This is a genomic window from Bradyrhizobium lupini, from assembly GCF_040939785.1.
GTDB classification, from domain to species: Bacteria; Pseudomonadota; Alphaproteobacteria; order Rhizobiales; family Xanthobacteraceae; genus Bradyrhizobium; species Bradyrhizobium canariense_D.
Window position 1 is genome coordinate 2,283,654 of record NZ_CP162553.1, and the last position, 23,192, is coordinate 2,306,845.

The window sequence follows — 23,192 nt, forward strand, 5'->3', positions numbered from 1 at the left end:
ACATATCGCTCTTCATGACTGTCCTCATTTTCCTGTGCGAGGAAGCCGCGAACGCCGCGCAGCGGAAGATATAAAAGCATTTATCTATCCTGCTTCGATCGCCCCAAAACGTAACAAGGGAAGTTAGCGGGCACGTGACTCGGCACCCGATTGCAGTAGAGCGCTGTCCCTATCACGCGCCGCTAACTTCAGCATGGCCAGCCCAAGCTGACGGTCTGATATATCGTCCGGCGAAGCCGTGGCACAACTACCAGGACTGGTCGTTGCACCACGCGGCTTCGGGAGGGCAAAAAGGAGAGCGCCCCTTTGGAACGAGCCGGTTGATGTTTTCGACGTTGGCGATGTCTTTCAAGATGATGGGCTGGTGCATCTCGCCCCCGAAGTGGGCTTGGCGAACGGGACCGGGCCCGGAGGGGGGCTCGCGAGACTGAAGCCCGCAGCCGTCTTGACCATAGCGAGCAATTCCTCGGCGTTCCCCTCCGTGAGGTCGTTACAGATAGCGAGCCGCCACAGCGCCTCCTGCTTCCACGACGAGAGCTTCTTTGCCCAGTCCAAAGACGTCGTCGATCGGCTCGTCAGTCATGCCCATTCCCGAGAGATAACCGGTCGTTCGTGTGATTGTTGCTGGTAAACCGACTTCGCTCGGGTATTTCCATATCACGCCGATTGAACAGCGTGTAAGGTCCCAACACATGCGCGGGGACCCGAACATAGGATGGAGAGGTTGACGTATCGCTTGGTCCATGCCGCGGATATCCCAGTTGATTCCCGCTGCGCTTGCTGGCGCTGCGCCATTCCGGTCTGGCGGAACTGCTCGGCAATGGCGCGCCTTCGTCCTGGTCGTTAACTGTTGCCTGGATGAGCAGGTCGGCGCGCTGCTGATCGCCGGCGATCTCTGCGACGGCGATCAGACCTCAACGAAGACGGCTCGCTTCCTGGCCGAACAGCTGCCGCGCCTCGATCAGGCTGGCATCCGCACCTTTATCATCCGCGGCAATTACGGCGCGCTGTCAAAACCACTAAAGAATTGGTACTGCCCGATTCCGTGGAGATCTTTGGGGAGCGAGCAGAAGCAATTGATATTGATCGCGCCCCAGGGCAAGTCCCCGTTGTTGTCCACGGGCTGAGCTTTGCGCAGCCGCACGCCCCGGAGAGCCTCCTTGGACGGTTTCGCCCGCTCGTCGAGGGAGCCGTCAATATAGGCATCATGCACACGAGTCTAGGCGGCGCCCCGGGCCCCGACCGCTCCGCGCCATGCAGCGTCGCGGACCTCCAAACTACTGGCTTCAACCGTTGGACCCTCGGCCATGTGCACAAACGTTCGGCGGTGGAGGGCGCAAGCGCGCTCATAATGCCCGGTATGCCGCAGGGCCGCGACATCAACGAGGCAGGTTCAAAATCGGTGATCAATCACGTGCTGGGCAACCATGATGCTGGCTACGAGGTCAGCCCTCCCCACTTAATTGCACGGACGCCTCCGAATCCGGTCACGATGGAGCAACTACCAGCGTCGTTGGATGAGATGGCGCACGAGCGAATTCAACGTTCGCTGAAGCAGGCACAGGACTACCTGACCGCCGGCCAAAACCGACAAGCCGTGCAGGAAATCTTATGGTTGCTGGAAACCGTGGCGACGGCGTTTCAAGGCATTCCGGTTGGCGAAGCGACGATCCAGGGCAAATATTATAACAAGATCGCCGATGAGCTGAGACAACACCGAAAGGGCCAGGTTGCTGAGCAGGCCATCGGTTGGATGAAGACGCTGCACGGCTATCTTTCCTCTCCTACAGGTGGAGGGGTCCGGCATGGCGGGACCCTCACAGCCGAAGCGGAGATGTCGGGCCACGAAGCTCGGCTATTCTGCAATCTGATACGTAGTTATCTGAATTTCTTGCTGGACGAGTACGACAGCCTGAAAGGCGGCAACCGCTAATCCGGCGCGCTGTATCCCTTGGAGCGAATGGTGAACGCCCTCAAATACTACATAGAACAATTTGTTGAACCGACCTTCGAGGATTTCAAACGTAACCCTGCGTCAGAACGGCATGCTTTCCTGGCGTGCGTAACGGAAAGATAAATGGCGGAAGGAATGCCCGCAGTTCGCGATCGTCGATATGATGGCCCATCATTTCAAGCACGTCAGAAGTGACGATGAAAAAGCACCGCATAAGGAGGGGACAATTCCCCTGGCAAGTGCGGTTTTTGGCTATGGAACGTTCAACACTGCCCCCTTCAATACGATGGCCTACAATGAGGTCGGTATAGACCTTCACAACATTAGCTATTTGATTCAGGAGGTGATCAGATTTCTAGAAAAGCAGGCTGAAGCTCAATAGTTGCCAGCTGCGTCTGAAGCGGCAGTTCATCCGCGGTCGGGGGAATAAACCCTACACAATCGAGCCGCTAGATAAGGAAGATGCCGCCCCTGGCGTGGACCGGTGGATGCCTTGCTAGGCTGCGTTGCGGGCCTATTCACCCGAACCTGACGGCCGGGTGGGTCTGGTTGACTCACGGGGCATCCATAGCGCCACTGCCGATCGCTACGCGCGGTGCCATACCGAGGCGGGTTGTGTGCTATGATAGAGTGCAGCCGGGGAATCACACGTGGCCGTAAGTAGATTGCAGACGACCTTGGGCGATCGCACCAAGGCACTTTGCGCAAACATTGTTGTTTTTTATGCCAGCTTGTACGCGGCCTCGGGCAATCTGTTGCCCACTGGCGGGCTTGAAAGCGTCTGGTTTCTGAGTGGTCTCGCGCTGTGGTTTCTGGCGCTCCTTTCGGCGCCTTGGTTCGTCCCGCCAAAGGATGCGCTCGCGAACGCGCTCACTGCCATGGCGATCCTGATCACCGCTGATCTGAGCGGTGTGGGCGCCCTTAAACACCACCTCGAAATTGTGCGATGGATCGCTGTGGCCTACTGCGGAGCGACCATGGTGGGCTCCGTATTCGCGCTATTCATCCATGATAACAACAAGCGTTCACCCATCGGCCGATTCTTCTTCCGTGTGACGGATACGTTCGGACAGGGCGAGCTGCTTTACACTCCGCCAGCCTTGATCAGCATCATCGGCGCTTACCAAGGCAGTCTGACGAGCGTCACTTGGCTGACGATCCTCTGGACGATGGTTGCGATCGGAAGGCCCGCTGAACGGCTACTAGCGGCTTGGAAGCATTGGCAAGCCGAGAAAGCCAGGGTCATTTCATCCCCTACGATTGGGACGATCGAGCGCATCGACCATCCTGGTATCGTCAGAGTCAAGCTTGCGCGGCATTCGTCCTGGAAACCGGGCAAGCTTCATACGGCCGCGATGTCTAACGGCGATCAGCATTTTGTATTGGCGCTGTTCAGCCAAGTCCAGGGTCTGGAAGTCATGGGCACGGGACTGTGCGTCGCAGAGTTGCAGGAAAAAATTAGTCTGTCGGAGGGCGAAGTGATTCAGTCACATTCGCCGGAGAAGGCGGCCGAATTCATCGAAAATCTGAGTGGCACACCCGGATCGGAGCTGGTCGGGTTCACGGTTGAAAATTCCAACATCGGAGTTTTGCGGTTCGAGGTGTCTGCTGCCTCGCCGCTCGCTGAAGGCCAGGTTGTTTTCGTCCGGCTAAACGGCACGGATGTGTTCTATCAAATCCTGGATGCTCAGACGGCTGAGGAAAGTTTCGATCAGAATCCGCGCGGCACGCACATAGTCAACGCGGTCCAGCTCGGCTGTTACTCCCCCGAAGACGGATTTACCAAGTACGGCTGGCTCTCGACAATGAACACGCCAGTCTTTTGGGCGAAGGCCCGCGACTTTCCAGCCGCGGTTCTAAAGCCAGGCGAGTTCGTGATTGGCTCGGTGCCATCGACGAACATCGGGGTCGCCGCAAACATCGACGACCTTGTGCAATTCCATACCGCCGTGCTTGGCGTGACCGGTACGGGAAAGACAGAGCTGGCGCTAGATATCGTGCGCGAAGCGGTCGAGAATGATTTCAGGGTTTTCTGTGTGGACTTCACGGGAGAGTACAGGGCGCGCCTGAGTGATCTAAACCCGATTTTTCCAGCGCCGACCGCGGCGCAAATCGATGATCTGGATCAAAAACTATTTGCGGCGGAAACGGGAGCCTATGGCGCCGGGCCGGAAAAAATCGCACTGAAGGGATGCTTGGCCAACATCAAGGATGACGTCGAAAAGCAAGCGAAAGCCTTCCTGGAGGGAACGGAAAAGCTCGCGGTCCTCGAATTGACCGAGATATCAAATACCAAAGCAACGCTGCGGATCACGGAACAGTACCTGTCGGCCATCATGGCTTGGGCGCGAAAACATCGCCAAGCGCGCAAGGTGTTGATCGTTCTTGAGGAAGCGCACACAATCATTCCGGAGATATTCAGCTCAGGCTTCGACCACGATACGCAGTGGGTCGTGGGTCGCATCGGTCAGATCGCGTTGCAGGGCCGTAAGTATGGTGTCGGGTTGCTCGTCGTCAGCCAGCGCACGGCGTTGGTGAGCAAGACGATCCTTTCCCAATGCAATACCTTCCTGACGCACAGCCTGATAGACCAAACCAGCCTCACGTTCCTTGAGAGTGTTTACAGCTCGCAGCACGTGCGCTCAATTCCGAATCTGGGACGTTTCCAATTCCTCGCTGCCGGCAAGGCGATCAAGGCCGAGCGGCCTATCCTGCTCGGCCGGCCTTTCGATCAGGCGAAGAAGGATGCAAGCGATGCGCTCCGCCGAGCGGTGCCCCAAGCTCCAGCGCCTGAAGCCGCTCTTTAGACAGCCGGCAAAAATTCCAGCACGCCAGGTGAGACGCGCGTCTGGTTTGTTGCCGGATCGGTGACCAGGATCGGCACGCCGGGGTAGACGGCGGGCCAGTCTGACGTTTGGTTGATCCAAGCGGCTGCGCTCGGTGATAGCCAACCGGTCAAAGTGGTGATGTCGGCATAGCGTGCGCCAGCGGCAAGGCGAGAATCGGCTCGTAATGAGCAACGCGATTGCGCAGCGCGCGAAAATCGTCAAGTTGCTGGGCGATCCCGTTGCGCTGAATGCCGCGCGTTTGAAAGATGGGCCGCAAGTCTTGCCACAAGTGGTGACTGCGGCGGCCGAAGAGGGATCCCCAAAAGCCGAAATTCAGCCCGGTTGAGCCAAAAAGCTCCCGGGCCTCTTTTCATTTCAAACCATTGAATTCTACGATTTCCGGCCGAAGACCGGGTTCCGGCCTCGAAACGCGCCGCGAGCCTTTTTAGCGGAAACTCCAAATTCCACGACAAAAAGACAGCCTGATTTGACTGGAACCAAAAAAAACGCACATGTAATAGCAGGAAGATTCGGAGTAAACCGGAATTTTACCAATATTGGAGCCTGTTATGTTTAATCATCGCCATTACGTGCCGATTTTGAAGTGGAAAATGGGGGAGTATCAGGCCCTCAGCCGCCTTGCAGCGCCGGTCAAAGACCGGATCACCCCGCTTGTTGAGATTCCGCCGGTCGGTTTCGACTTTGAAACCCAGACCAACAAGGAGAGTGCCGATGACCATCTCGGCGACTTTGGGAAGCGGCTGAAATCAAAGTGGCAGGCCCGGCCCTGCTTCGTTGACCTGAAACATCTGCCGGCTGCAACGCGATGCGCCGGAGGGCGCCACTGCGTCGATGTTCTCTTCCAGACCGCCCGCGCCGAAGGATGCGCGGCCATTCCGGTCGTCAGCTTCGCCAACGACGCGGCCTTTCTTGCTGCCGTTGCCACCGTTGCCCGGCAGGACCGGCGCGGTGTCTGTTTGCGGCTATCGCTGCCCGACTTCGACCGGCTGAACCTTCAGGCCGATATCGAAAACCTGCTGCGCTCGATGGCTGACGGCTATGGCGAATGCGACCTGGTTGTCGACCTCGGGACCCCGACCTATGTGCCGATCGCCATCATGGTCACAATCATGCAAACGCTGATGGCCCGAGTGCCGATGCTCAACCAGTGGCGCACCGTCACCATCGCGGGCACGTCCTTTCCCAACTCGGTTGCGAACATCGCCGCGCCCTACCAGCTGCTGCCGCGCCATGAATGGCAGGCCTATCGCGCGTTCATCGCAACGCTCGGGCATGAAACCCGTATTCCGACGTTCGGGGATTACGTTGTCGCTCATCCCGATCTGGTCGAACTCGATATGCGGATGATCAAGCCCTTTGCGAAGCTGCGCTACACCATTACCGACCACTGGCACGTCGCGCGCGGCACGCCGGTGCGAACGCATGGCTTTGGGCAATACCAGCAGATGTGCGCGACCCTGGTTCGCCTTCCCTATTTCAGCGGCCGCGCGTTTTCAGCTGGCGACGCATATATTGAAGACTGCGCCGCGGGCACGGCTACGACGGGGAATCTGTCGACGTGGGTGTGGGTATCGACGAACCGGCATCTGACAAAGGTGGTCGATGACCTCGCCATCGCGCACGGGCTTTCAATCGCTGCCGAATGAGCGGACGAAGTTCTTTGAGATCGACGGTTTCGGCGAGGTATTTATAGAGGACGCCGCGCGGCTTCCGAAGCAAGGCCGGCGGCGCTTCACGTTCCTGCAGGATTTCGACCACTTCCGGGCGCCATAGAAGTTCGGCCAGGGCGAGCGGATCGATCGTTGGGTTCTGGGCGAAAGGTTGCGCCGTCTCGAAACTGATGCCGCCGCGTGGCCCAGCGGTCACGACCTTGATACCCCACCACGCCGGCACAAACGGCCTCGCCTTGTCCAGATGGCGTTCGCCGACAACCAGAGTCGCCCGGTCCAAAACTAGGCCGTACGTGGCAACCTGAGACGGCAGCCGCTCAAGGGTGTCTGAATCGCTTTTGATTTCGTAACCGTGTAGGTAGCCGTTCACGACCGCAATATCGACCCTGCAGGTGCCGTGGCGCAGGCCCAACTCATCGAGCACCAACGTATCGGCGTCGCCGTGATGCTCCTTCAGCACCTTTCGATGCAGAGCTTGCCTGACGTCTCGATCTCGCACGACTAAATCCTCAGGAGGAGCGCGGCCCTCAGATGCCGCCATTTAGCCCGACAAACGGTTGAATGTTCGCTAGCGATTGACCTCATCGAATCACCATAGCGCCGAAGAAGCTGCGCTGACCACCCGGTCTGCGACCGGACCGAGCAAAAAGCTGTGGCCCGAGTCCTATAGGCAACAGATGGCGGCATGGTTCCCGGCCTCGGCCGCCGTATTACATACTTAAGCTTTTTTTTACGATTGCCCGCTACTGTCATGGCATGACCAAGCGCGTGATTTCAGTTCGACTTTCGGACGAACGCATCAAGCAACTGGATGAGGTCTGTAGCCGGCTGGGCATGAACCGCTCGCAGGTAATAAACGCCGCATTGCGACTGGTCCCCGAAGTGATGTCCGGAAAAGCGGAGCTGCACTATGATCCCGAGCGGTTCAAACGATCCGGGCAGATTGAATAAAAACCATGTGGCAGGCCTGGTGGCACTCTTGGTGATGGTGATTGTGGCCGCGCACAGCGGCTATCGGCTACACATCGGCCCAACCGGCATCACCTTTGAGCAAAACGCTCAAGTCAGCGCCCGGTAGGACTACGCGAAGCTCTGAGGTGTGGCATGGGAATGCCGGCTCCCCAATTCGTTACTTCGGACTCTACCGATAGCCCCGCTTCCGCTTCTGTGCCCATCGTGAAATCGTGGCCATGTCGGCCTGGCCGCGGGATGAATAGGTTTCAATCCGAACTGTACCCGCACGGCCAATGCGTCCCCATTCTCGCACAACGGAGCACTCGCCAAACAAAGTGGGCTGAATGTCCAGCTTGTAGAAGCGCGCCATGTTCAGCGATGGTCAACACGGGTGAGCATGATTGCGGTCATGCGATTTCCTCCTCTTCCTGTTGTCGTAAGGCGCGCGATACAGTCCCGGAAGCATCGTCAGCATGGCTGCGGCTTGCGGTGAGTTCGTGTTGGCACAAGGCTCGGTTAGCGATTCAAAGGTCGCGCCCCTCGCCTCCACCTCATGCACAATATTGAGAAGATCACGCGACGATCGCGCCAGGCGGTCAATCCGCGTCACGGCCAAGACGTCGCCCTGGTCGAGCGCGGCGATGGCGCGGGCGAGCTGTGGCCGGTCGCCCTTCACCCCGCTTATCTTGTCACTGAAGACCTTGGCGGCGCCGGCAGCCTTTAGCGCGTCAACCTGCCCCGCATGATCCTGCTCGGTGGTAGAGATGCGGGCATAGCCGTATTTCACTGCCTGTAACTTGCAACAGACTTATGCCAACGGTCAAAGGCCTTGCGAACGTTCATGCCTACCTCTGTTGCATATATTTTGACTTACGCAAGGGCGGCATTTGCTCCTGATCTTTAAGCGAGCCAACCCATCGGGAAGCAACGCTCCTCCTGCACGCTGAAAATTCTCGGATTCTGCAACGTCGGCGACAGAACACGACTGCGACATCACGGCTTTGGATGAACGCACGCCGGCGCAAATCCACATCTGACATCGGGTGATGAGAACCACGATGGATAATTCCGAAAAACTCGCTCGGATGGTACTCGATGACCCCTCCGATGTGCTGCCACTGGCCAATTGGAAGGCATATCTGCTGAAGTCCGAGCATGGGGTTCTAAAACCGCTTCTCGCGAATGCCATCACCTTTTTCGGCGGTGCACCAGAGTTTGCTGGGCTCATCAAATTCAATGAATTTGCATCGCGGATCATGCTCCTCGGGGCGCCGCCGTGGGAACATTCAAGCAAGCATTGGGAACCCCGCCCCTGGTCTGATGTCGACGATATTCGCGCCGCCGGATGGTTGCAGCGCCATGGGGTCGCCGTCAACGCCAATACTGCAGGGCAAGCCATCACCGCTGTGGCGGAGCGACAGAAATTTCACCCGGTGGTCGACTATCTGGATCGATGTAAATGGGACGGACAGCCGAGATTGTCCAGTTGGCTATCCGAGTATTTGAGCGTCCCAAGCACTCCCTATCATGATCAAGTGGGCCGGTGCGCTCTTATCGCAGCTGTCGCACGGGTCCGTCGTCCCGGATCAAAAGTGGACACCATGCCGATTTTGGAGGGCGCGCAGGGGCTTGGGAAATCGACTCTGCTTGGCCCAGCGGTTGAAGCGATTATAGACGGTCGTGTAAGGACCGTATTCGCGGGGGCAATCGCGCCATCGCGCCCGCGACTGCAGCATGTGAATGATCCCGCTGATGATGCCGGTCGTCGTCCCGCTCCGGTCCCTTCAGCCCCGTCGGCAGATGAGGCTCAATACGCGCCCCTTGCCTATCATTCAGCCAAAACAAACTTGCGCGCATTCGCTCATCCTCGAATCAAAAGTTCAAGGCAAGGGAATCACGCGGCGCTTATCAGGTACAGAGCCTAGCGCACCCAGCAACTCCCGATCGGCCTCCGCCACATGAGCCGCGCCGAGGGCGAAGAGGCCGAGCGGCAGCGGGATCAGCACCCAGTGGAAGATGGTCGCAAATGCCTCGTTGAGGGCGTTTAGGATCCGCAGTGTCTCGCCAGCACCGGGGGACTCGATGACGCCGAGGGCCAGTCCGAGTAGAACGCAGAAAAAAGGCGATGCTGATGAACTGCGCTCCCGACAGCGCCGCGAAGATGTTCGACGGCACCATGCCCTGGAGGAATGCCATGATCGGACCGCCGGAGACCATCGCCGGCTCACTGGCAAACTGCTGGCCGAGCGCCGCGGCAGCGCCCTCGCCCAAACTCTCGCCCGGGCTCAGACCGATGCACACGACCACCGCCGACGCGCTCGGAATCAGCAGCAGCAGCAAATAGGATAAAGTCATGCGCGGGAAGAGCGCGCGCGTCGTCGCGTTGCGCAACATTTGTCCAATGCCCCAGGTGAGCGCCGTCACGAGGATGGGCAACATGCTCATCGACAGCAAGGCAACGTAAAGTTTCGCGAACGGCACCAGCGCGTGGGCGGGCCGGGGCAGATAGAATCCGAACAGTAGACCGGAGAAGACCCCTGCAATGATGGTCGCCGGATGCGTGACGATTCTGAGGATTTGACCTAGCAATCGATTGCCTTTGGCGATCGCGGGGCGCGAGCCAACTCCCTGGACGGGCACGCCCCTAACGCCGGAGGTTCGACCGCGCAACCGGCTCGCAATCAGCGGGCCGCACAAGCTAGACGAGAGACTGCAGGCGAATCCGGTGAAGTTCCGCAGATGGCAGATCTGGAGAACAGCGCGCTAGCCCTACACCTCCCGACCGGGAAAACTCTTCCCGCGGGTCAAGGTGGACGGAAGCACGCTTAAGCGAAATTCGACAACGGCCTCGCGTCGCCGCCATTCTGAGCGGCGGAAACACCCGCGTGATCGTCCGCTACGCTGGCATCCAATGGATCATGCAGCGCACGCACGGCGAGCAATGACACTCGCGATCCTTCTGTCATACCGACAAAGCGCTGATCCGTTGCTGCGGTGGCAACACATCCGAACTCGACGCGCTGCTCGACCGCATCGGCGACCGTGACTGACCAGATCACCGGTAACTCTTCGAGGAGGGCGATGACGACGGCCCGTCCGTTGTTCCTTGTCTTGTTTGCGAAACGCCAGCCTGCCGCAACCATTCGGAACCTACGCTTGGTCCCAGCAGGTCGTTTGACTCTAACGACTCGAAGCGTTCGCACTCTGGCAGCCTGCAATACTGTGGCCGGCACGCTTAACAATGTGTAGAGACCCTGCCTGCCGACAAGGCCACGGTCGTCGCGCAAGTCGAACTGGCTCGGCGTGTCGACGCGATCATTCTATTCGACTTCGAACAGGGCTCGATTGGGCCGGATCTGTTTCGCCACGGCTGCCTGCTGGGCTCTGGCGGGCCTGACCTCTAACATCGCGAAAACCTCTACCGCCGCGTGCACTCTGCGCCGGATCACCCGGCGTCTGCCCGAGTGATGGAGCGCTTCTGGGGTTAAGGAATGGTTAAGCTGGGTCTGGCAGATTGCATGGGGGTGAGCTGATACGAGGCCCACCATGTTGAGCCTGAAGGAAGCTGCCCGGTTATCCGGGGAATTGAAGATCGGCCAGATCGACACCGCCGAGTTGTTGCGGCACCGCGTATACGCCTTTGGAACAGTCGAGGGACATGCTGCCGGCGTGTCAGTGGGGCAAGGCGCTGCGGACTGGGAAGGGGCAAAAATGGCGCTGCTAGAGGCGCAGATTGACACTCAGCGCCAAATTATCGAGCTGCTCCGCAACGAATTGTCAGACGTGAAAAAGGACCGGGACGCCTGGCGCAGCCGGGCTGACAGGCTGTGTCAGTCGGTTTCGACTAACCTCACAGGCAGCCCGCGCACAGGATCGTTTGCGGCATCTCTCCAGCAACGTCGAATACATTTCCGGCAGCATTGAATTCCCTAGCGCCGCCCCTGATCGACGAATTTCACGCCGCAGGTATTTCCGTTTCGCCATACCACACGGCAATGGGGTCATCGTGGTCGGCATGCTGCCGGAGGTGCTGTTCGCCTTCGCTCTGTTCAAGGGCATTCATTGACGTAGCTCAACCGGCACCACTGCTTTCGAGCGGCCTCATGCGATGCAGGCGCGTCAATGACCCGCCGTGGGTTCGGATTTGCCAATCACAGGTCGGGGCGGTCGCCGCGCTTGCCATTGCGCGCTCGCGTCCATGATGTGGTGAGGCCGCGACGACAGCGTTCTTGCTGGGGATACATCCGGCAGTGTTCAAAAGTGCACAGACCGATTGATTTGCCGACGCCTGAATGAGGGCGTTTCAATTACGGAAATTTATTTGCGATCCGCCCGGCCGGTTGCTGGGCGTCTTCGTTAGCCCATCCTCATCATGCCAGGCTGCGGCGTAGCCGCGTCATGGCTTTCTCGCGGTGTTCATAGGGCGTGCGGCTATCACCACTCTTCCTCACGCTCCCGGCGCACCGCCTCGCTATCGGAGTTCTTCGACTTCAGCCAAGGTCCGTGAGCCGCTTCGCAGCGGCAACAGCTTTGCCCATAGGACAATGTCTCAGAGGACAACTTACAAAGGCTGATCGCTCGCGGTAGCAATTGGTCGGGGGCGCAACCCGAGGAGCCGTCCCGTGCCCATCAGTCAGAAGCGCGAATTAGAAGTCGAGCGTGAACTCGCGATCGTTATGCGCGAACTTGGTCGGATGAAGCACTCGCGAACCAAAAAGCCGGAACGAGCGGTTCAATTCCCGTGGGCACCGGCGCTTCTACTCGATCTTGATAAGTAGGTCCGCGCGGGATGGGCCGACTGATCGCTGGCTCTAAGTGAATACCCAGCGGATGCGGCGTTCAGCCCGGTATTGGAGGCGCTGTCGTAACTCTGCATCCGCTGCGACGACAGCCAAGCGCCTGAAATGAACCGCCCCGGGTTTGCCGGAGGCCATTTGGTTTAAGTTATGCCGCCATAGCCGGCTGTTCCAGCATAGCGTAGTAGCGTTGCTCGGCTTCGGCCGGCGGGATGTTGCCAACGGTCTCCAGGAGCCGCCGGTTGTTGAACCAGTCCACCCATACCAGCGTCGCGAACTCGACGGCCTCGAAAGCTGCGCCATGGCCCCCGCCGATGGATCACCTCGGCCTTGTAGAGGCCGTTGATGGTTTCGGCGAGAGCGTTGTCATAGGAATTTCCGACACTACCAACGGAAGGCTCGACGCCAGCTTCAGCCAAGCGCTCGGTGTACTTGATAGAGACGTATTGGGCGGATTCAAACGATCGTCGCAACAGCGATTTTGTTCACTCATGATAGCCAATCGTCAAGCGCCTCCGCCGGCGTTTTCCATCCCAGCGTCTTTCTCGGTCGGGCGTTGAGGACGGCAGCAACGGCGGTGATGTCATGGACGCTATGGACGCTGAGGTCAGTGCCTTTCGGGAAGTACTGACGCAGCAGCCCGTTGGTGTTCTCGTTAGTTCCGCGCTGCCATGGACTTTGCGGATCGCAGAAGTAGACCTGAACGCCTGCATCGATCTTGAGACGATCGTGCTGGGCCATTTCGGCGCCTTGGTCCCAGGTCAGCGAACGCCCGCAGTTCTTGTGGCAACGTGATGATGGTGCGAGTAATCGCGTCCCGTACGGCTTCAGCGCCGTGTCCCGCGAGCGCAGGCCCGTTCTTGATGCGCGGAGCTTCGCCGTGCCCCATGAGGCGGGGAAGATGCAGCAGCATCGTGAACCGGGTTGTACGCTCGACCAGCGTACCAATCGCTGAGCTGCCAAGACCAAGGATGAGGTCTCCCTCCCAGTGTCCCGGCACTGCTCGATCGGTTGCTTCGGCGGGACGTTGACTGATCATGATCTCCGGCGAGACAAAGCCCTTGCCTCGCCTTTTTACGCGTGCTCTGGGCACTCTTAGCACGCGCCCCGTTCGCAAGCAGGCCGTCAGTTCGCGGCGTAGCGTTCCCCGACCTTGAACGAAGAGAGCCTGATAGATGGCTTCGTGGCTGATGCGCATCGTGTTGTCGTCCGGGAAGTCGATCGGCAAGCGTCGGGCAATCTGCTCCGGGCTCCAGGCCTTGGCCCATCGCCGATCTCTTCGCGGGCCATGCCGGCGACCGTTCCACGGAACGACCGGACCGGGAACGGAAGCGCCGCTCGGTGCCACGACGACGCCGGCAAGTCTCTCCTCCACATAAGTGCGCAAGGTCTTGTTGAGCGCAAGTTTGGTCAGTTTGGGCCGACATGCCGATCGGTCTGCATGCCACTGGGCAGTCGTCGCACGATACTCCAACCCGCCGCTTCTGGTAGCTGCATTGCGTCGCAGTTCACGGGAGATTGTCGAGGCGGACCGAGCGAGGCGGCGCCCGATTTCTGGCATGGAGTGGCCCTGCACCTTGAGAAGTGCGATCTCCTCGCGCTCGGCAAACGACAGGTACCGCCCGGAGAGCGGCTTTGCCGAGGATCTGAACATTGCTGGTGGCATGCCGCCCGCCGTTCGGAACAATCTGTATCCGACAGGCTGCGATACTCCGGCTTCAAGCGCAGCTTCTTCACTGCTTAGCCCCGCGGCAATCCCCCGCCAAAATCTGCTCTGTTCATCACGCCCCGCAACTTGCGGCCGCCCCGGCGATGGCATTGGCGCTCGTCCAGATCGTGCCGATCTCCGTCCTCCAATACTCATCGCAACCTCCAATGTGCGAGTGTTGCGACGACCGTTTGAATCCGCCTTGGCTACCCCTATCGCTATAATGCACGAGCCCCGCCGCGATGGACCGGTCGGCGATCGTGCAGGGCCTGCTCCAGCGCATCGAGCACGAAGCTGGCGTGCGCCGTGCGCGAGGCCCGCCAGCCCACGATCCTGCGGGCATGGGCGTCGATGACGAAGGCGACGTAGACGAATCCGCTCCAGGTCGCGACATAGGTGAAGTCGGAGAGCCAAAGGACGTTCGGCCTTGGCGCCCTGAACTGGCGGTTGACGTGATCCAGCGGGCATGGCGCGGCCTTGTCGCTGATCGTGATCTTAACCGGTTTGCCGCGGATAACCCCCTGCAAACCCATGTCCTGCATCAATCGCGACACCGTGCAACGAGCAACATCGAAGCCTTCTCGCTTGAGCTGCCGCCACACCTTGCGCGCGCCGTAGACGGAGAAGTTCTCATTGAAGACGCGCCGAACCTCGATCTTCAGCGCGGCGTCCTGCTCGGCTCGCGCCGACAGCTTGGCGGGATCGCGCGTCTTGGCCACATGGGCATGGTAGGTCGAGGGGGCGATCGGCAACACTTTGCAGATCGGCTCGACCCCATGCGCCCCACGATGATCGTCGATGAAGCCGATCATGGCTTGGACCGGCGGTCGAGCTCCGCCATCGCAAAATAAGCGCTTGCCTTGCGCAGGATCTCGTTGGCCTGCCGCAGCTCACGGTTCTCCCGTTCCAGGGCCTTCAGCTTCTCGGCCATCTCAGTCGGGACACCGGCCCGCTGCCCGCTGTCGATCTCGGCCTTCTTGACCCAGTCATGCAGCGTCTGCGGTGTGCAGCCGATCTTGGCCGCAATCGAGGTCACTGCCGCCCAGCGCGACGGGTGCTCGCCGGCGTGATCCAGGATCGTGTCCCGTGGCGTGGTGTAGGTGGCGGCGGGCCACCGCGTTCGCCGGCTGGAGCCGGGCTGGTCAGCTGGCGATAGCCGTGATGCTGACGCTCGGATCATCGCTCAACGGCGCGATGGTTTCCAGTGTCATGTAGCGGGCACGCTGGACGGCCCATTCATCATTCTGTTCGAGCAGGATCGCGCCGATGAGGCGAGTGATGGCGTCCTCGTTGGGGAAGATGCCGATCACCTCGGTCCGCCGTTTGATCTCGCCGTTGAGACGCTCGATCGGGTTGGTCGAGTGCAGCTTGGTCCGATGCTGTGGCGGAAAGGTCATGTAGGCGAGCACATCGGTCTCGGCCTCGTTGAGGAAGCCGGCAAGTTTGGGCAGCTTGGGGCGGAGCTGGTCGGCGACCTTGCGCCACTGGGTTCGCGCGGCCTCGGCGTCGTCCTGAGCAAAGGCGGTGGCGATGAAGGCGGAGACGACGCGCCGCCCGCTCTTGCCAGCATGCGCCAGCGCGTTGCGCATGAAGTGGACGCGGCAACGCTGCCAGCTGGCATTGAGCACCTTGGCGACGGTGGCCTTGATGCCTTCGTGGGCGTCGGACACGACCAGCTTGACGCCGCGCAGGCCGCGGCGGGCGAGCTTGCGCAGGAACGCCGTCCAGAACGTCTCGGCCTCGGAAGGGCCGATGTCCATGCCGAGGACCTCGCGTCGGCCGTCGCTATTGACGCCGACCGCGACAATCACCGCGACTGAGACGATGCGGCCATTCTGGCGCACCTTCACGTAGGTGGCGTCGATCCACAGATACGGCCAGTCGCCCTCGATCGGACGGGCGAGGAAGGCCTTCACCTTGTCATCGATCTCGCCGCACAGCCGGCTGACCTGGCTCTTGGAGATGCCGGTCATGCCCATCGCCTGCACCAGATCGTCCACCGAGCGGGTCGAGACGCCCTGCACATAGGCTTCCTGCACCACGGCAGTGAGCGCCTTCTCGGCCATGCGGCGCGGCTCCAGGAAGCCAGGGAAGTAGGAGCCTTTGCGCAACTTGGGAATCCGCAGCTCAACCGCACCGGCGCGGGTCTCCCAGATCCGGTCCCGGTAGCCGTTGCGCTGGGCCAGACGTTCGGGGCTCTTCTCGCCGTAGGCCGCCCCCGTCTGGCCTCCCACTTCCAGCTCCATCAGGCGCTGGGCGGCAAAGCCAATCATCTCGCGCAAGAGATCGGCATCAGGGGTCTTCTCCACGAGCGTGCGCAGGTTCATCATGTCGTCGGTCATCGGTGGTTCCTCGGTTGCGTTGGCGTATCGCAACCCGATCCTACCGGAGAACTGCCGGTGACCACCGCAAAGCCGCCCGCCCGCTACGGCGCTGTTTGAAGGCGCGCGTCCGGGCGGCTTTGCTCTACCGAGCTACACCACCACCGGGGACACGACCGTGATCCAGAACCATCCGAACCGCACGGTCGCGGACTTCAGGCGAAAACTTGTTCGTGGTCTTGCTTGTCATGGCTCCATCCTCTCAGGAGTTGGAGCCTCCGGCAAACCCGGGGCGGTTCATATCCCGGAGGGTCCCTCAGTCGGAGCCTCCTTGCGCCCGTGCTTATGACCTCTGGTCCTTCTGAACTCGCGTCCAGCCGCGATTGGCGCAGCTGGAATAACAAACGGGGAGATAGTCCGATGAAGACGAAGCAACAGAGCGAGAAGCCTTCGATAGCGCGGGTTCGTGAGTTGAACGACTCGTTCCGGCACGACTTCTGCGGCGGACGTATGGTGATGACGCACAGCGTTGCCGATTTGCCTGAGGGCGATCAGGCAAGTGTCTTCAAGCAGGGTATGCTGATCTGGATGAAACCCATGGCGCTGCACTTCAGAAGGTGCAGCAGACCGCCTTTCGCGCATTCGCGAACATCTGCATTTGGCGGTCGTAGCTCGCGCTCACCAACGCGTCGCCCTTCACTGATGGACACCCTTCAGGTCCTACCCAAAGTGGTAGGAACTGAATCGTCGCGGCGCCACAATCTTCTGGTAAATTTCGAAAGATAGATGGAAGAGAAAAGATAGAGCAGAGAAAGATAGAGCAGAGAGAGAAGCCACCATGCCGATCAGAATAGACGTCGCCCTCGGAGACACCGTTGAGAGTAGTTCAGCTACTGGAACCGGAAGTAGTTCAAGTATCATCACAGACGCTGAACGACGAACCTTTAGCGTTGACAACGATCGGCTCAAAGACAGCCTCGCTGTTTTCATGGGTAAAAAGCCAAATGATGTATTTGTCCGTAGCCCGACCCCATGGAACGACTTATACGAAACCTACAATTGGCCACAAACTGAAAGAAACACGATTGTTCGCAGTGTGCAGGTTCTGGAGGTCCGCATTGGATCTGAGACGATTAGGCAAAGGATAATCAACAGTGGTTCTCGACCCGCACCGTTTCCTATAAGCTTTTCCAGAACGGTCACAAACACGGTAACATCGAAGTGGTCGAACAGTCAGAGTATTTCTTATGGGTTGAAGGCCGAAATTAAGTTTGGGAAAGTTTTTCAAGTGGGCATCGGAGGAAGCATAGAATGGCGGAACACATGGGGCAGCGAAGAAACAGTGACAGAAAGCGTAACGGTTGCCACCGGCGCAGGTGTTAGTATGATCCTCGATCCCGGCGAATGCGCAGTGATTGATGCGACTTTCAAGTCTACAGAAGGTATAGTACGCGTGGAGTATGAGTCTTCTTTGACTGGAAATGTGGCAATGAATTATCATCCTCGGTATCGAGGGCACCATTTTTTTTACATCGCCTACGGCAGCTGTAATGAGCCGGAATGATATAGCTAATCGTCACATAACTACTCAAACATTCGAGACGAAACTTCATAAGGAGGTGATCCTTGAGGTGAAGGACGACGAGACGAGTGAAACCTTGAGGAGCTTTAGGTCCGATTTACCTTTGGTTGTGGACGGACCCATCATTTTGGCTTGAAGCAAGTGACCTTGCCCCAAGTTTTACAGTCCTGAGTTTGTCCCAGCTGATGGATTTGCCGGTTGGGCGGTGGAAGCGAGGGAGCTGGCCCGGAGCCCTCGGCATAGGGCCGCGCCAGATTCCGGCGCGGAGGCAGGTGAAGGCGAACTCGGACGGCGTCTTCCATCCGAGCTGCGAGTTTGGTCGTGCGTCGTTGTAGAAGCCCTCGTGTAGGCGAAGATATCACGTCTGGCGTCCTCACGTGTTGCATAGTGCCGGTGATGGACGAGCTCGGTCTTGAGCGTGTGGAAGAAGCTCTCCATCGGGGCGTTGTCGTAGCAGTCGACTTTGCGGCTCATCGAAGCCCGGAAGCCGGCGGACTGCATCGTGAGCGTCACGATAGGATCACCGGTGCCCGGGCTTGACTTGCGCGGAATGCTCTGGATAGCGCGGTCGGGATGATTGACGCCGCCGGGGCGCGGTGATGGGGTGATCCCGGTTCTGAGCGGGCAACGGGATCAGAATGAACAGCGAGTCGCAGCTGCGCGAGAAGCTTCGGAAGATCGAGGCGTTGTTCGTGGGGGCCGGAACTGCTGGTGAGCGCCTTGCGGCGGAAGCCGCGCTGCAGCGGGTGCGGGCCCGGGTCGAGGAACTCGCTCGCCACGATCCACCGATTGAACAGCAATTCTCACTTCCCGACCAGTGGTCTCGGCACCCTTTTTCTGGCGCTTTGCCGCCGATATGGGCTGCGGCCGTTTCGTTATCGCCGGCAGCGACGCAACACGGGTGATGGTCCGTGCGTCACGGGGCTTCGTCGATCGAGTCCTGCTGCCGGAGTTCACCGAGCTGGAGGGTGCGCTGCAAGTGTATCTGCACGAGGTGACGCTGCGCGTGATCCGCGAAGAGATCTACGACGACGCCAGCGATGCGCAGGAAGTTCCAGATGCGCTGCCGTCGCACTGATCAGGCGGCGAGCTTTGCCTGCGAACTATCGCGCTCGGCCTTCCAATTCCACGGCAACAGCATGTGCAGCTGATTGATCTTTGTACGTCCGGAGACGATGCGCTCGAGAACATCGGTCAGATAGTGCCGCGGGTCGATGTCGTGCAGCTTTGCCGTAGTTGATGAGCGATGCAAGGGTGGCCCAGGTTTCGGCGCCGCCCTCACTGCCGGCGAACAAGTAATTCTTCTTTCCCAGGCCTATCGGCTTGATGCTGCGTTCGACCGTATTGCTGTCGATCTCGACGCGCCCATCATCGATGAAGCGCCTCAGGCCTTCCCAATGGTTGAGGGTGTAGCGGATCGCCTTGCCAAGGCCGGATTTCTTCGAGACTTCCAGTAGCCGCGCCTCGAGCCAGGGTTTGAAGTCCTCGATCAACGGCCTGGTGTCGGTCTGCCGCACTGCAGCCCGATGCGCCGCCGGCAGACCGCGGATGCGATCCTCGATGGCGTAGAACATCGCGATCCGTTGCAGCGCTTCCGCAGCAATCGGCGACTTCGTCGCGACGTGAACGTCCCAGAACTTCCGCCGCGCATGCGCGAAGCAGAACGCCAACTGCACCAGATGGCCGCCGTTCTTGATCAGGCCCTTGTAGGCGGCATAGCCGTCGACCTGCAGGATGCCGTGGTAGTCCCCGAACAGCTGCTTGGCGCGGATCGCCTTGCGATCCTCAGCAAACATGTAGACTACCGCCGGCGGTGCCGGGCCGCCCCACGGACGGTCATCGGTGGCGATCGCCCAGAACTGGCAGACTTTGGTCTTGCCACGGCCAGAATCGAGAACTGGCAGCGGCGTCTCGTCGGCAAACAGCCGCGGGTAGGACATCATTGTGTCGCGCAACAGCGTGTGAAGCGGCTTCAGCCACCAGGCGGCGCGGCCCATCCACGAGGCCAGCGTCTGCCGATCGAGCGTGATGCCTTGCGCGGCGAACATCTGTTCCTGCCGATGCAGCGGCAACTGGTAGCCGTATTTCATCACCGCGATGTGGGCCAGCAATGCTTCCGTCACCATCCCGCCATCGATCGCCCGGGCCGGCGCAGGTGCCTGCATCACACCCTGGCGGCATCCCCGGCAGCCATACCGCGGACGCACAATGCGCTTGACCCGGTACTGCATCGGAACGACGTCGAAGGCTTCCTTGACGGTCTCCCCGATCTTGTGCAGCCGCTCGCCGCAGCAAGGGCAGATGTGGCTCTCGACATCGATTACGACATCGATGCGCGGCAAATGCTCCGGAAGCTTCCCCCGGTTGCGTCGCGCCGGTCGCTTTCCACGGCCCTCCGCTCCATCCGGCAGCCTGCCTCCGGTTACGTCGTCGTTGGCCGCGGCACGAGCCGCCTGTGCCGTGATGGTGAAGAGAGGCAGCTGTCCGGGATCCAGTGTCTCGGAGCGGGGACCGAAGATCGTGCGCTTGAACTGGGACAGGATCATCAGGAGCTTGTCGTTCTCCTGAGCCGCAGCGTCGCGTTGGGCGATCGCCGCATCACGCTCGGCCGAAAGCGTGCTGCATTCCGCCGACAACGCCGCAAGCCTTGACTCACGGTGTGTCGGAGCAATGCAGGATCGGAAGGCAAATCACTCATGCAGAGTGATTTTACAACAACTCCGCATGAGTGACGAGCTACTCTTGATACGGATCAACCAGCTCGCGCTGGCTGATCCACAACCCGCATCGGCACACGCTTCCAGTCTGAGCCATCGAGCAGCACCGAGAGTTGAGCATGAGATAGCGGCATGACGCCTTCCTTGATCGGCGGCCAGGTGAACTGCCCCTCGATTCTTTTGTAGTAAAGGACAAGGCCGCTTCCGTCCCAGGTCAGGATCTTCACGCGATCTCGGCGCTTGGACCGGAAGACATAAAGTCCGCCGTCGTACGGATTGGCCCCAAACGCCTCGCTCACCAGCATCGCCAGTGAGTCCATCCCCCGACGGAAATCGATCGGCTGCGTCGCGATCCAGATCGACAACCCAGGTCGGAGCCCGATCATCGGCCAACCGTCCCGACTGCCGCAAGCACCTCGCACAGCGCCCGCCGGTCGACCGTCCCCCTGACACGGATGCGAACCGCGCCGACTTGGATCTCAATTACTGCCTGCTCTTCGCGCGATGACAATTCGCCGCCGCAACCAGTGATCGCGACCGGCACAAAGCCAGGTGGCACATCTCCGTCCCGGCGCTCCGCGAGCTTCACCCGCGTGGTCTGACGACGCCACAGAAACAACAGGCTTGGGCTGATGTCGTGTCCTCGTGCCACCGCGGACACGCTTGCACCCGGCGCGAAACTCTCCGCGACAATCGCCGCCTTCGCATCGGTCGACCAGCGCCGACGCCGGCCCGTCCCGGTGATGATTTCGACACGCCGCAGCGTGTCGGCGCCGTGTTCGACGATAGGCGTATGCCTATCCTTATCGCTATCCTTACGACTATCCTTCGACATTGTGACCTCGCGACCAACCATTCCGCGAGATTCTTCTAGCCGATCGGATCAGCCCTTAGCGCGTGGTCCCTGCATGACGCTCACACTGCATCGCATTGCGATACTCCGACGAAGCATTTAACGCCGCGATCGGAATGGTGGATCAGGCCGGAGCCAGGCCGCTGCACCGAGATGACCATGCGCAGGGCTGCCAGCGACAACTCGGCACGCAAATGATCCGCTATCGCCCAGCCGACCATCCTGCGGCTGTACAAATCCATGACGATGGTCAGATAGAGCGAGCCCTGATCGGTCTCGATATAAGTGATGTCGGCGAGCCAGGTCCGGTTTGGCGCGGCGGCGGTGAAGTTCCGGTCGAGCAGATTCGGCGGAATCGGAAAGCGATTGGCGGCCGATCGCGGGCTCTCCGGGAGCGAGCGCCAGCCATAATAGCCGGTCGGCGCGACCCCGAGCACGTCGCACAGGATCGTCAGCGGACAGTCGGCGCGGCAATCTTCGATGAAGCGGAATCTCATTTCGGTCCCCCAAGCAAAGATCGCGATCGACTTCCTAGCAAACAGCCGGATTTGCGTGTCCTGGAATGGCCTGCAATGCGAAGCCTAGCGAGTTGGCCCGCCTCTGAAGGTTGGCAAGGACGCGGCTGCGATATTGTTTGTAATAGTGGTTGGCACCTGGATCTCTGGAGCTCATGCCGTGCCGGAGGGTGTTGTAGAATAGAACTGCAATCTTGCAGGCGGTCGCCGTCAGCGCCTTCGACTTGCCCGCACGTGAGGACAGCCGGCGGTAGAATGCACCGAGCGAAGTATCGCGCGGCCCGACGGTGGTGCTGCAGCCGCAGTAGTACGGCTGCCTGGTTGGAAGATCTCAGCGGGCGCGAAGATAGCACCTTGCCGCCGGAGATTTTGTTGCCGGGTGCGAGGCAGAGCCAAGCGGTAAAGTGCTTGGCGCTCGGCCACGCTCTCAGATCCTTGCCGCACTCGCCGACGAGCTTCAATGCTAGTGAGGGACCCATCAACGCCGAGCACACCGTACAGCTCCTGACATCGAAGCTGGGTGTGTTGACCTGCTTGGTCTTTACGCGTGGCTTGGATAGCTTTCCGACCGTTTGCTTCTCTATTGCTCAGCGCGGCGATCAACACTTCGAGCTTGCGGTCGCAGTCCAGCATCTTCGTCTGGTAGATGTCGTAGAGTTCCAGCGGTTGGGTCAAGCGAAGACATACTCCTCCCGGTCGTTGCCATCAGTGCCGCGCGGATCGTCTCCCTTGAAGAATGGCGGCGCACGTCTCGATAGGTTGCCAGAACGTCGGGATTCGTTCGCCTGCAACTGACGTGCCCCCGCCAAATTAGGCCGGTTTGAACTGGAATTTTCCACTTATGACCCCCTGATGGGGAGAGGAGAATTCCATGAAGGCATCGAAGTTTTCAGAGGCGCAGATTGCATTCGTGCTGAAGACGGCTCGGCGGTGGCCGAGGTCTGCCGCAAGGCCGGGATCAGCGAGGCAACCTTCTACAACTGGCGGAAGAAGTATGCAGGCTTGATGCCCTCGGAGATGAAGCGGCTGCGTCAGCTTGAGGAAGAGAACGGGAAGCTGAAGCGGATTGTCGCCGACCTGTCGTTGGACAAGGCCATGCTTCAGGATGTGCTCTCAAAAACGCTCTAAGGCCTGGCCGCAAGCGCGAGCTTGTCGACAAGGTGCGAAGTGACTGGAAGGTGTCAGTCAGGCGGGCCTGCTCCGCGGGAACCGCAAGGCCAATGACGATCTGGAGCGTTCGTGTTTCGATCAAGATCACAAGGTCATGGCCGCC

At 59.8% G+C, this 23,192-nt stretch carries 19 protein-coding genes, 11 pseudogenes and 1 other annotated feature; of the genes and pseudogenes, 12 read left to right on the forward strand and 18 right to left on the reverse strand.

Annotated elements, in window-relative coordinates:
• Nucleotides 1–724: 724 nt before the first annotated feature.
• The 5 genes and pseudogenes from AB3L03_RS11090 to AB3L03_RS11110 all read left to right on the forward strand — a co-directional run.
• Nucleotides 725–1,405: pseudogene (locus AB3L03_RS11090) on the forward strand (exonuclease SbcCD subunit D); the annotation flags it as partial.
• Between the two features lie 709 nt (nt 1,406–2,114).
• A complete protein-coding gene (locus AB3L03_RS11095) occupies nt 2,115–2,336 on the forward strand; it encodes a hypothetical protein (RefSeq protein WP_368508572.1) in 222 nt (73 codons plus the stop codon).
• A 295-nt stretch (nt 2,337–2,631) separates the two neighbouring features.
• On the forward strand, nt 2,632–4,761 hold the full coding sequence (locus AB3L03_RS11100) for an ATP-binding protein (protein WP_368508573.1): 2,130 nt from the start codon (nt 2,632–2,634) through the stop codon (nt 4,759–4,761).
• Between the two features lie 205 nt (nt 4,762–4,966).
• Nucleotides 4,967–5,128, forward strand: coding sequence for a hypothetical protein (locus AB3L03_RS11105; RefSeq protein ID WP_368508574.1), 162 nt, complete (start codon nt 4,967–4,969; stop codon nt 5,126–5,128).
• A 223-nt stretch (nt 5,129–5,351) separates the two neighbouring features.
• Nucleotides 5,352–6,449, forward strand: a complete 1,098-nt coding sequence (locus AB3L03_RS11110; protein WP_368508575.1) for a beta family protein — start codon at nt 5,352–5,354, stop codon at nt 6,447–6,449.
• Here the strand turns inward: AB3L03_RS11110 and AB3L03_RS11115 are convergent.
• Nucleotides 6,340–6,972 carry a sce7726 family protein gene (locus AB3L03_RS11115; protein WP_368508576.1) on the reverse strand — a complete coding sequence of 211 codons (633 nt, stop codon included), beginning with the start codon at nt 6,970–6,972 and terminating at the stop codon, nt 6,340–6,342. The two genes, AB3L03_RS11110 and AB3L03_RS11115, sit on opposite strands and share 110 nt — an antisense overlap.
• Nucleotides 6,973–7,229: 257 nt before the next feature.
• Here AB3L03_RS11115 and AB3L03_RS11120 point away from each other — a divergent pair, with 257 nt between their 5' ends.
• A complete protein-coding gene (locus tag AB3L03_RS11120; protein ID WP_368508577.1) occupies nt 7,230–7,424 on the forward strand; it encodes a ribbon-helix-helix domain-containing protein in 195 nt (64 codons plus the stop codon).
• 190 nt (nt 7,425–7,614) lie between these two features.
• Here AB3L03_RS11120 and AB3L03_RS11125 read toward each other — a convergent pair whose 3' ends face one another.
• On the reverse strand, nt 7,615–7,797 hold the full coding sequence (locus AB3L03_RS11125) for a WGR domain-containing protein (RefSeq protein ID WP_368508578.1): 183 nt from the start codon (nt 7,795–7,797) through the stop codon (nt 7,615–7,617).
• A gap of 12 nt (nt 7,798–7,809) precedes the next feature.
• Nucleotides 7,810–8,214 carry a recombinase family protein gene (locus tag AB3L03_RS11130; RefSeq protein ID WP_368508579.1) on the reverse strand — a complete coding sequence of 135 codons (405 nt, stop codon included), beginning with the start codon at nt 8,212–8,214 and terminating at the stop codon, nt 7,810–7,812.
• A 469-nt stretch (nt 8,215–8,683) separates the two neighbouring features.
• Between AB3L03_RS11130 and AB3L03_RS11135 the strand changes: the two are divergent.
• Nucleotides 8,684–9,016 (forward strand): annotated as a pseudogene (locus AB3L03_RS11135) (VapE domain-containing protein); the annotation flags it as partial.
• A 25-nt stretch (nt 9,017–9,041) separates the two neighbouring features.
• Here the strand turns inward: AB3L03_RS11135 and AB3L03_RS11140 are convergent.
• From AB3L03_RS11140 to AB3L03_RS11150, 3 genes and pseudogenes are all read right to left on the reverse strand, one after another.
• A pseudogene (locus AB3L03_RS11140) lies at nt 9,042–9,303 on the reverse strand (transposase); the annotation flags it as partial.
• 32 nt (nt 9,304–9,335) lie between these two features.
• The gene (locus AB3L03_RS11145; RefSeq protein ID WP_368508580.1) at nt 9,336–10,067 is read right to left on the reverse strand and encodes a cation:dicarboxylase symporter family transporter; all 732 of its coding nucleotides are present in this window, start codon (nt 10,065–10,067) and stop codon (nt 9,336–9,338) included.
• Between the two features lie 185 nt (nt 10,068–10,252).
• Nucleotides 10,253–10,570 (reverse strand): hypothetical protein, encoded by a 318-nt coding sequence (locus tag AB3L03_RS11150; protein ID WP_368508581.1) that lies wholly within the window; start codon nt 10,568–10,570, stop codon nt 10,253–10,255.
• 403 nt (nt 10,571–10,973) lie between these two features.
• Between AB3L03_RS11150 and AB3L03_RS11155 the strand changes: the two genes are divergently transcribed.
• The gene (locus AB3L03_RS11155; protein WP_368508582.1) at nt 10,974–11,351 is read left to right on the forward strand and encodes a hypothetical protein; all 378 of its coding nucleotides are present in this window, start codon (nt 10,974–10,976) and stop codon (nt 11,349–11,351) included.
• Between the two features lie 1,020 nt (nt 11,352–12,371).
• Here the strand turns inward: AB3L03_RS11155 and AB3L03_RS11160 are convergent.
• From AB3L03_RS11160 to AB3L03_RS11180, 5 genes and pseudogenes are all read right to left on the reverse strand, one after another.
• A pseudogene (locus AB3L03_RS11160) lies at nt 12,372–12,687 on the reverse strand (integrase core domain-containing protein); the annotation flags it as partial.
• A gap of 43 nt (nt 12,688–12,730) precedes the next feature.
• Nucleotides 12,731–13,889: pseudogene (locus tag AB3L03_RS11165) on the reverse strand (IS30 family transposase); the annotation flags it as partial.
• Nucleotides 13,779–14,087 (reverse strand): annotated as a pseudogene (locus AB3L03_RS11170) (helix-turn-helix domain-containing protein); the annotation flags it as partial. The pseudogenes AB3L03_RS11165 and AB3L03_RS11170, both read right to left, overlap by 111 nt.
• 46 nt (nt 14,088–14,133) lie before the next feature.
• Nucleotides 14,134–15,009, reverse strand: a pseudogene (locus AB3L03_RS11175) (IS3 family transposase); the annotation flags it as partial.
• Nucleotides 14,669–14,785, reverse strand: a sequence feature (AL1L pseudoknot). (Overlaps the previous pseudogene by 117 nt.)
• Nucleotides 15,010–15,073: 64 nt before the next feature.
• Complete coding sequence (locus tag AB3L03_RS11180) at nt 15,074–16,273, reverse strand: IS256 family transposase (protein WP_204513443.1); 1,200 nt, start codon at nt 16,271–16,273, stop codon at nt 15,074–15,076.
• A 399-nt stretch (nt 16,274–16,672) separates the two neighbouring features.
• Between AB3L03_RS11180 and AB3L03_RS11185 the strand changes: the two genes are divergently transcribed.
• Together AB3L03_RS11185 and AB3L03_RS11190 are read left to right on the forward strand one after the other, a co-directional pair.
• A complete protein-coding gene (locus AB3L03_RS11185) occupies nt 16,673–17,038 on the forward strand; it encodes a hypothetical protein (protein WP_368508583.1) in 366 nt (121 codons plus the stop codon).
• Between the two features lie 52 nt (nt 17,039–17,090).
• Complete coding sequence (locus AB3L03_RS11190; protein ID WP_368508584.1) at nt 17,091–17,816, forward strand: hypothetical protein; 726 nt, start codon at nt 17,091–17,093, stop codon at nt 17,814–17,816.
• A 301-nt stretch (nt 17,817–18,117) separates the two neighbouring features.
• On the opposite strand, the pseudogene AB3L03_RS11195 reads toward AB3L03_RS11190, so the two are convergent.
• Nucleotides 18,118–18,335 (reverse strand): annotated as a pseudogene (locus tag AB3L03_RS11195) (integrase core domain-containing protein); the annotation flags it as partial.
• Between the two features lie 316 nt (nt 18,336–18,651).
• Here AB3L03_RS11195 and AB3L03_RS11200 point away from each other — a divergent pair.
• On the forward strand, nt 18,652–18,912 hold the full coding sequence (locus AB3L03_RS11200) for a hypothetical protein (RefSeq protein ID WP_368508585.1): 261 nt from the start codon (nt 18,652–18,654) through the stop codon (nt 18,910–18,912).
• Here the strand turns inward: AB3L03_RS11200 and AB3L03_RS11205 are convergent, their stop codons facing one another.
• The 6 genes and pseudogenes from AB3L03_RS11205 to AB3L03_RS11230 all read right to left on the reverse strand — a co-directional run bounded on the left by AB3L03_RS11205 (nt 18,913) and on the right by AB3L03_RS11230 (nt 22,398).
• Entirely contained in the window at nt 18,913–19,116 is a 204-nt protein-coding gene (locus AB3L03_RS11205; protein WP_368508586.1) for a transposase domain-containing protein, read from the reverse strand.
• A pseudogene (locus AB3L03_RS11210) lies at nt 19,103–20,380 on the reverse strand (IS66 family transposase); the annotation flags it as partial. The pseudogene AB3L03_RS11210 and the gene AB3L03_RS11205, both read right to left, overlap by 14 nt.
• A 206-nt stretch (nt 20,381–20,586) precedes the next feature.
• Nucleotides 20,587–20,937 carry an IS66 family insertion sequence element accessory protein TnpB gene (gene tnpB / locus AB3L03_RS11215; protein WP_038952245.1) on the reverse strand — a complete coding sequence of 117 codons (351 nt, stop codon included), beginning with the start codon at nt 20,935–20,937 and terminating at the stop codon, nt 20,587–20,589.
• The gene (locus AB3L03_RS11220; protein ID WP_368508587.1) at nt 20,934–21,407 is read right to left on the reverse strand and encodes a transposase; all 474 of its coding nucleotides are present in this window, start codon (nt 21,405–21,407) and stop codon (nt 20,934–20,936) included. The genes tnpB and AB3L03_RS11220 overlap by 4 nt, the downstream gene beginning before the upstream one ends.
• A 101-nt stretch (nt 21,408–21,508) precedes the next feature.
• Nucleotides 21,509–21,862 (reverse strand): annotated as a pseudogene (locus tag AB3L03_RS11225) (DDE-type integrase/transposase/recombinase); the annotation flags it as partial.
• 35 nt (nt 21,863–21,897) lie between these two features.
• Complete coding sequence (locus AB3L03_RS11230; protein ID WP_368509030.1) at nt 21,898–22,398, reverse strand: transposase; 501 nt, start codon at nt 22,396–22,398, stop codon at nt 21,898–21,900.
• A gap of 392 nt (nt 22,399–22,790) precedes the next feature.
• Here AB3L03_RS11230 and AB3L03_RS11235 point away from each other — a divergent pair.
• Nucleotides 22,791–23,118, forward strand: a pseudogene (locus AB3L03_RS11235) (transposase); the annotation flags it as partial.
• Nucleotides 23,119–23,192: the final 74 nt, after the last annotated feature.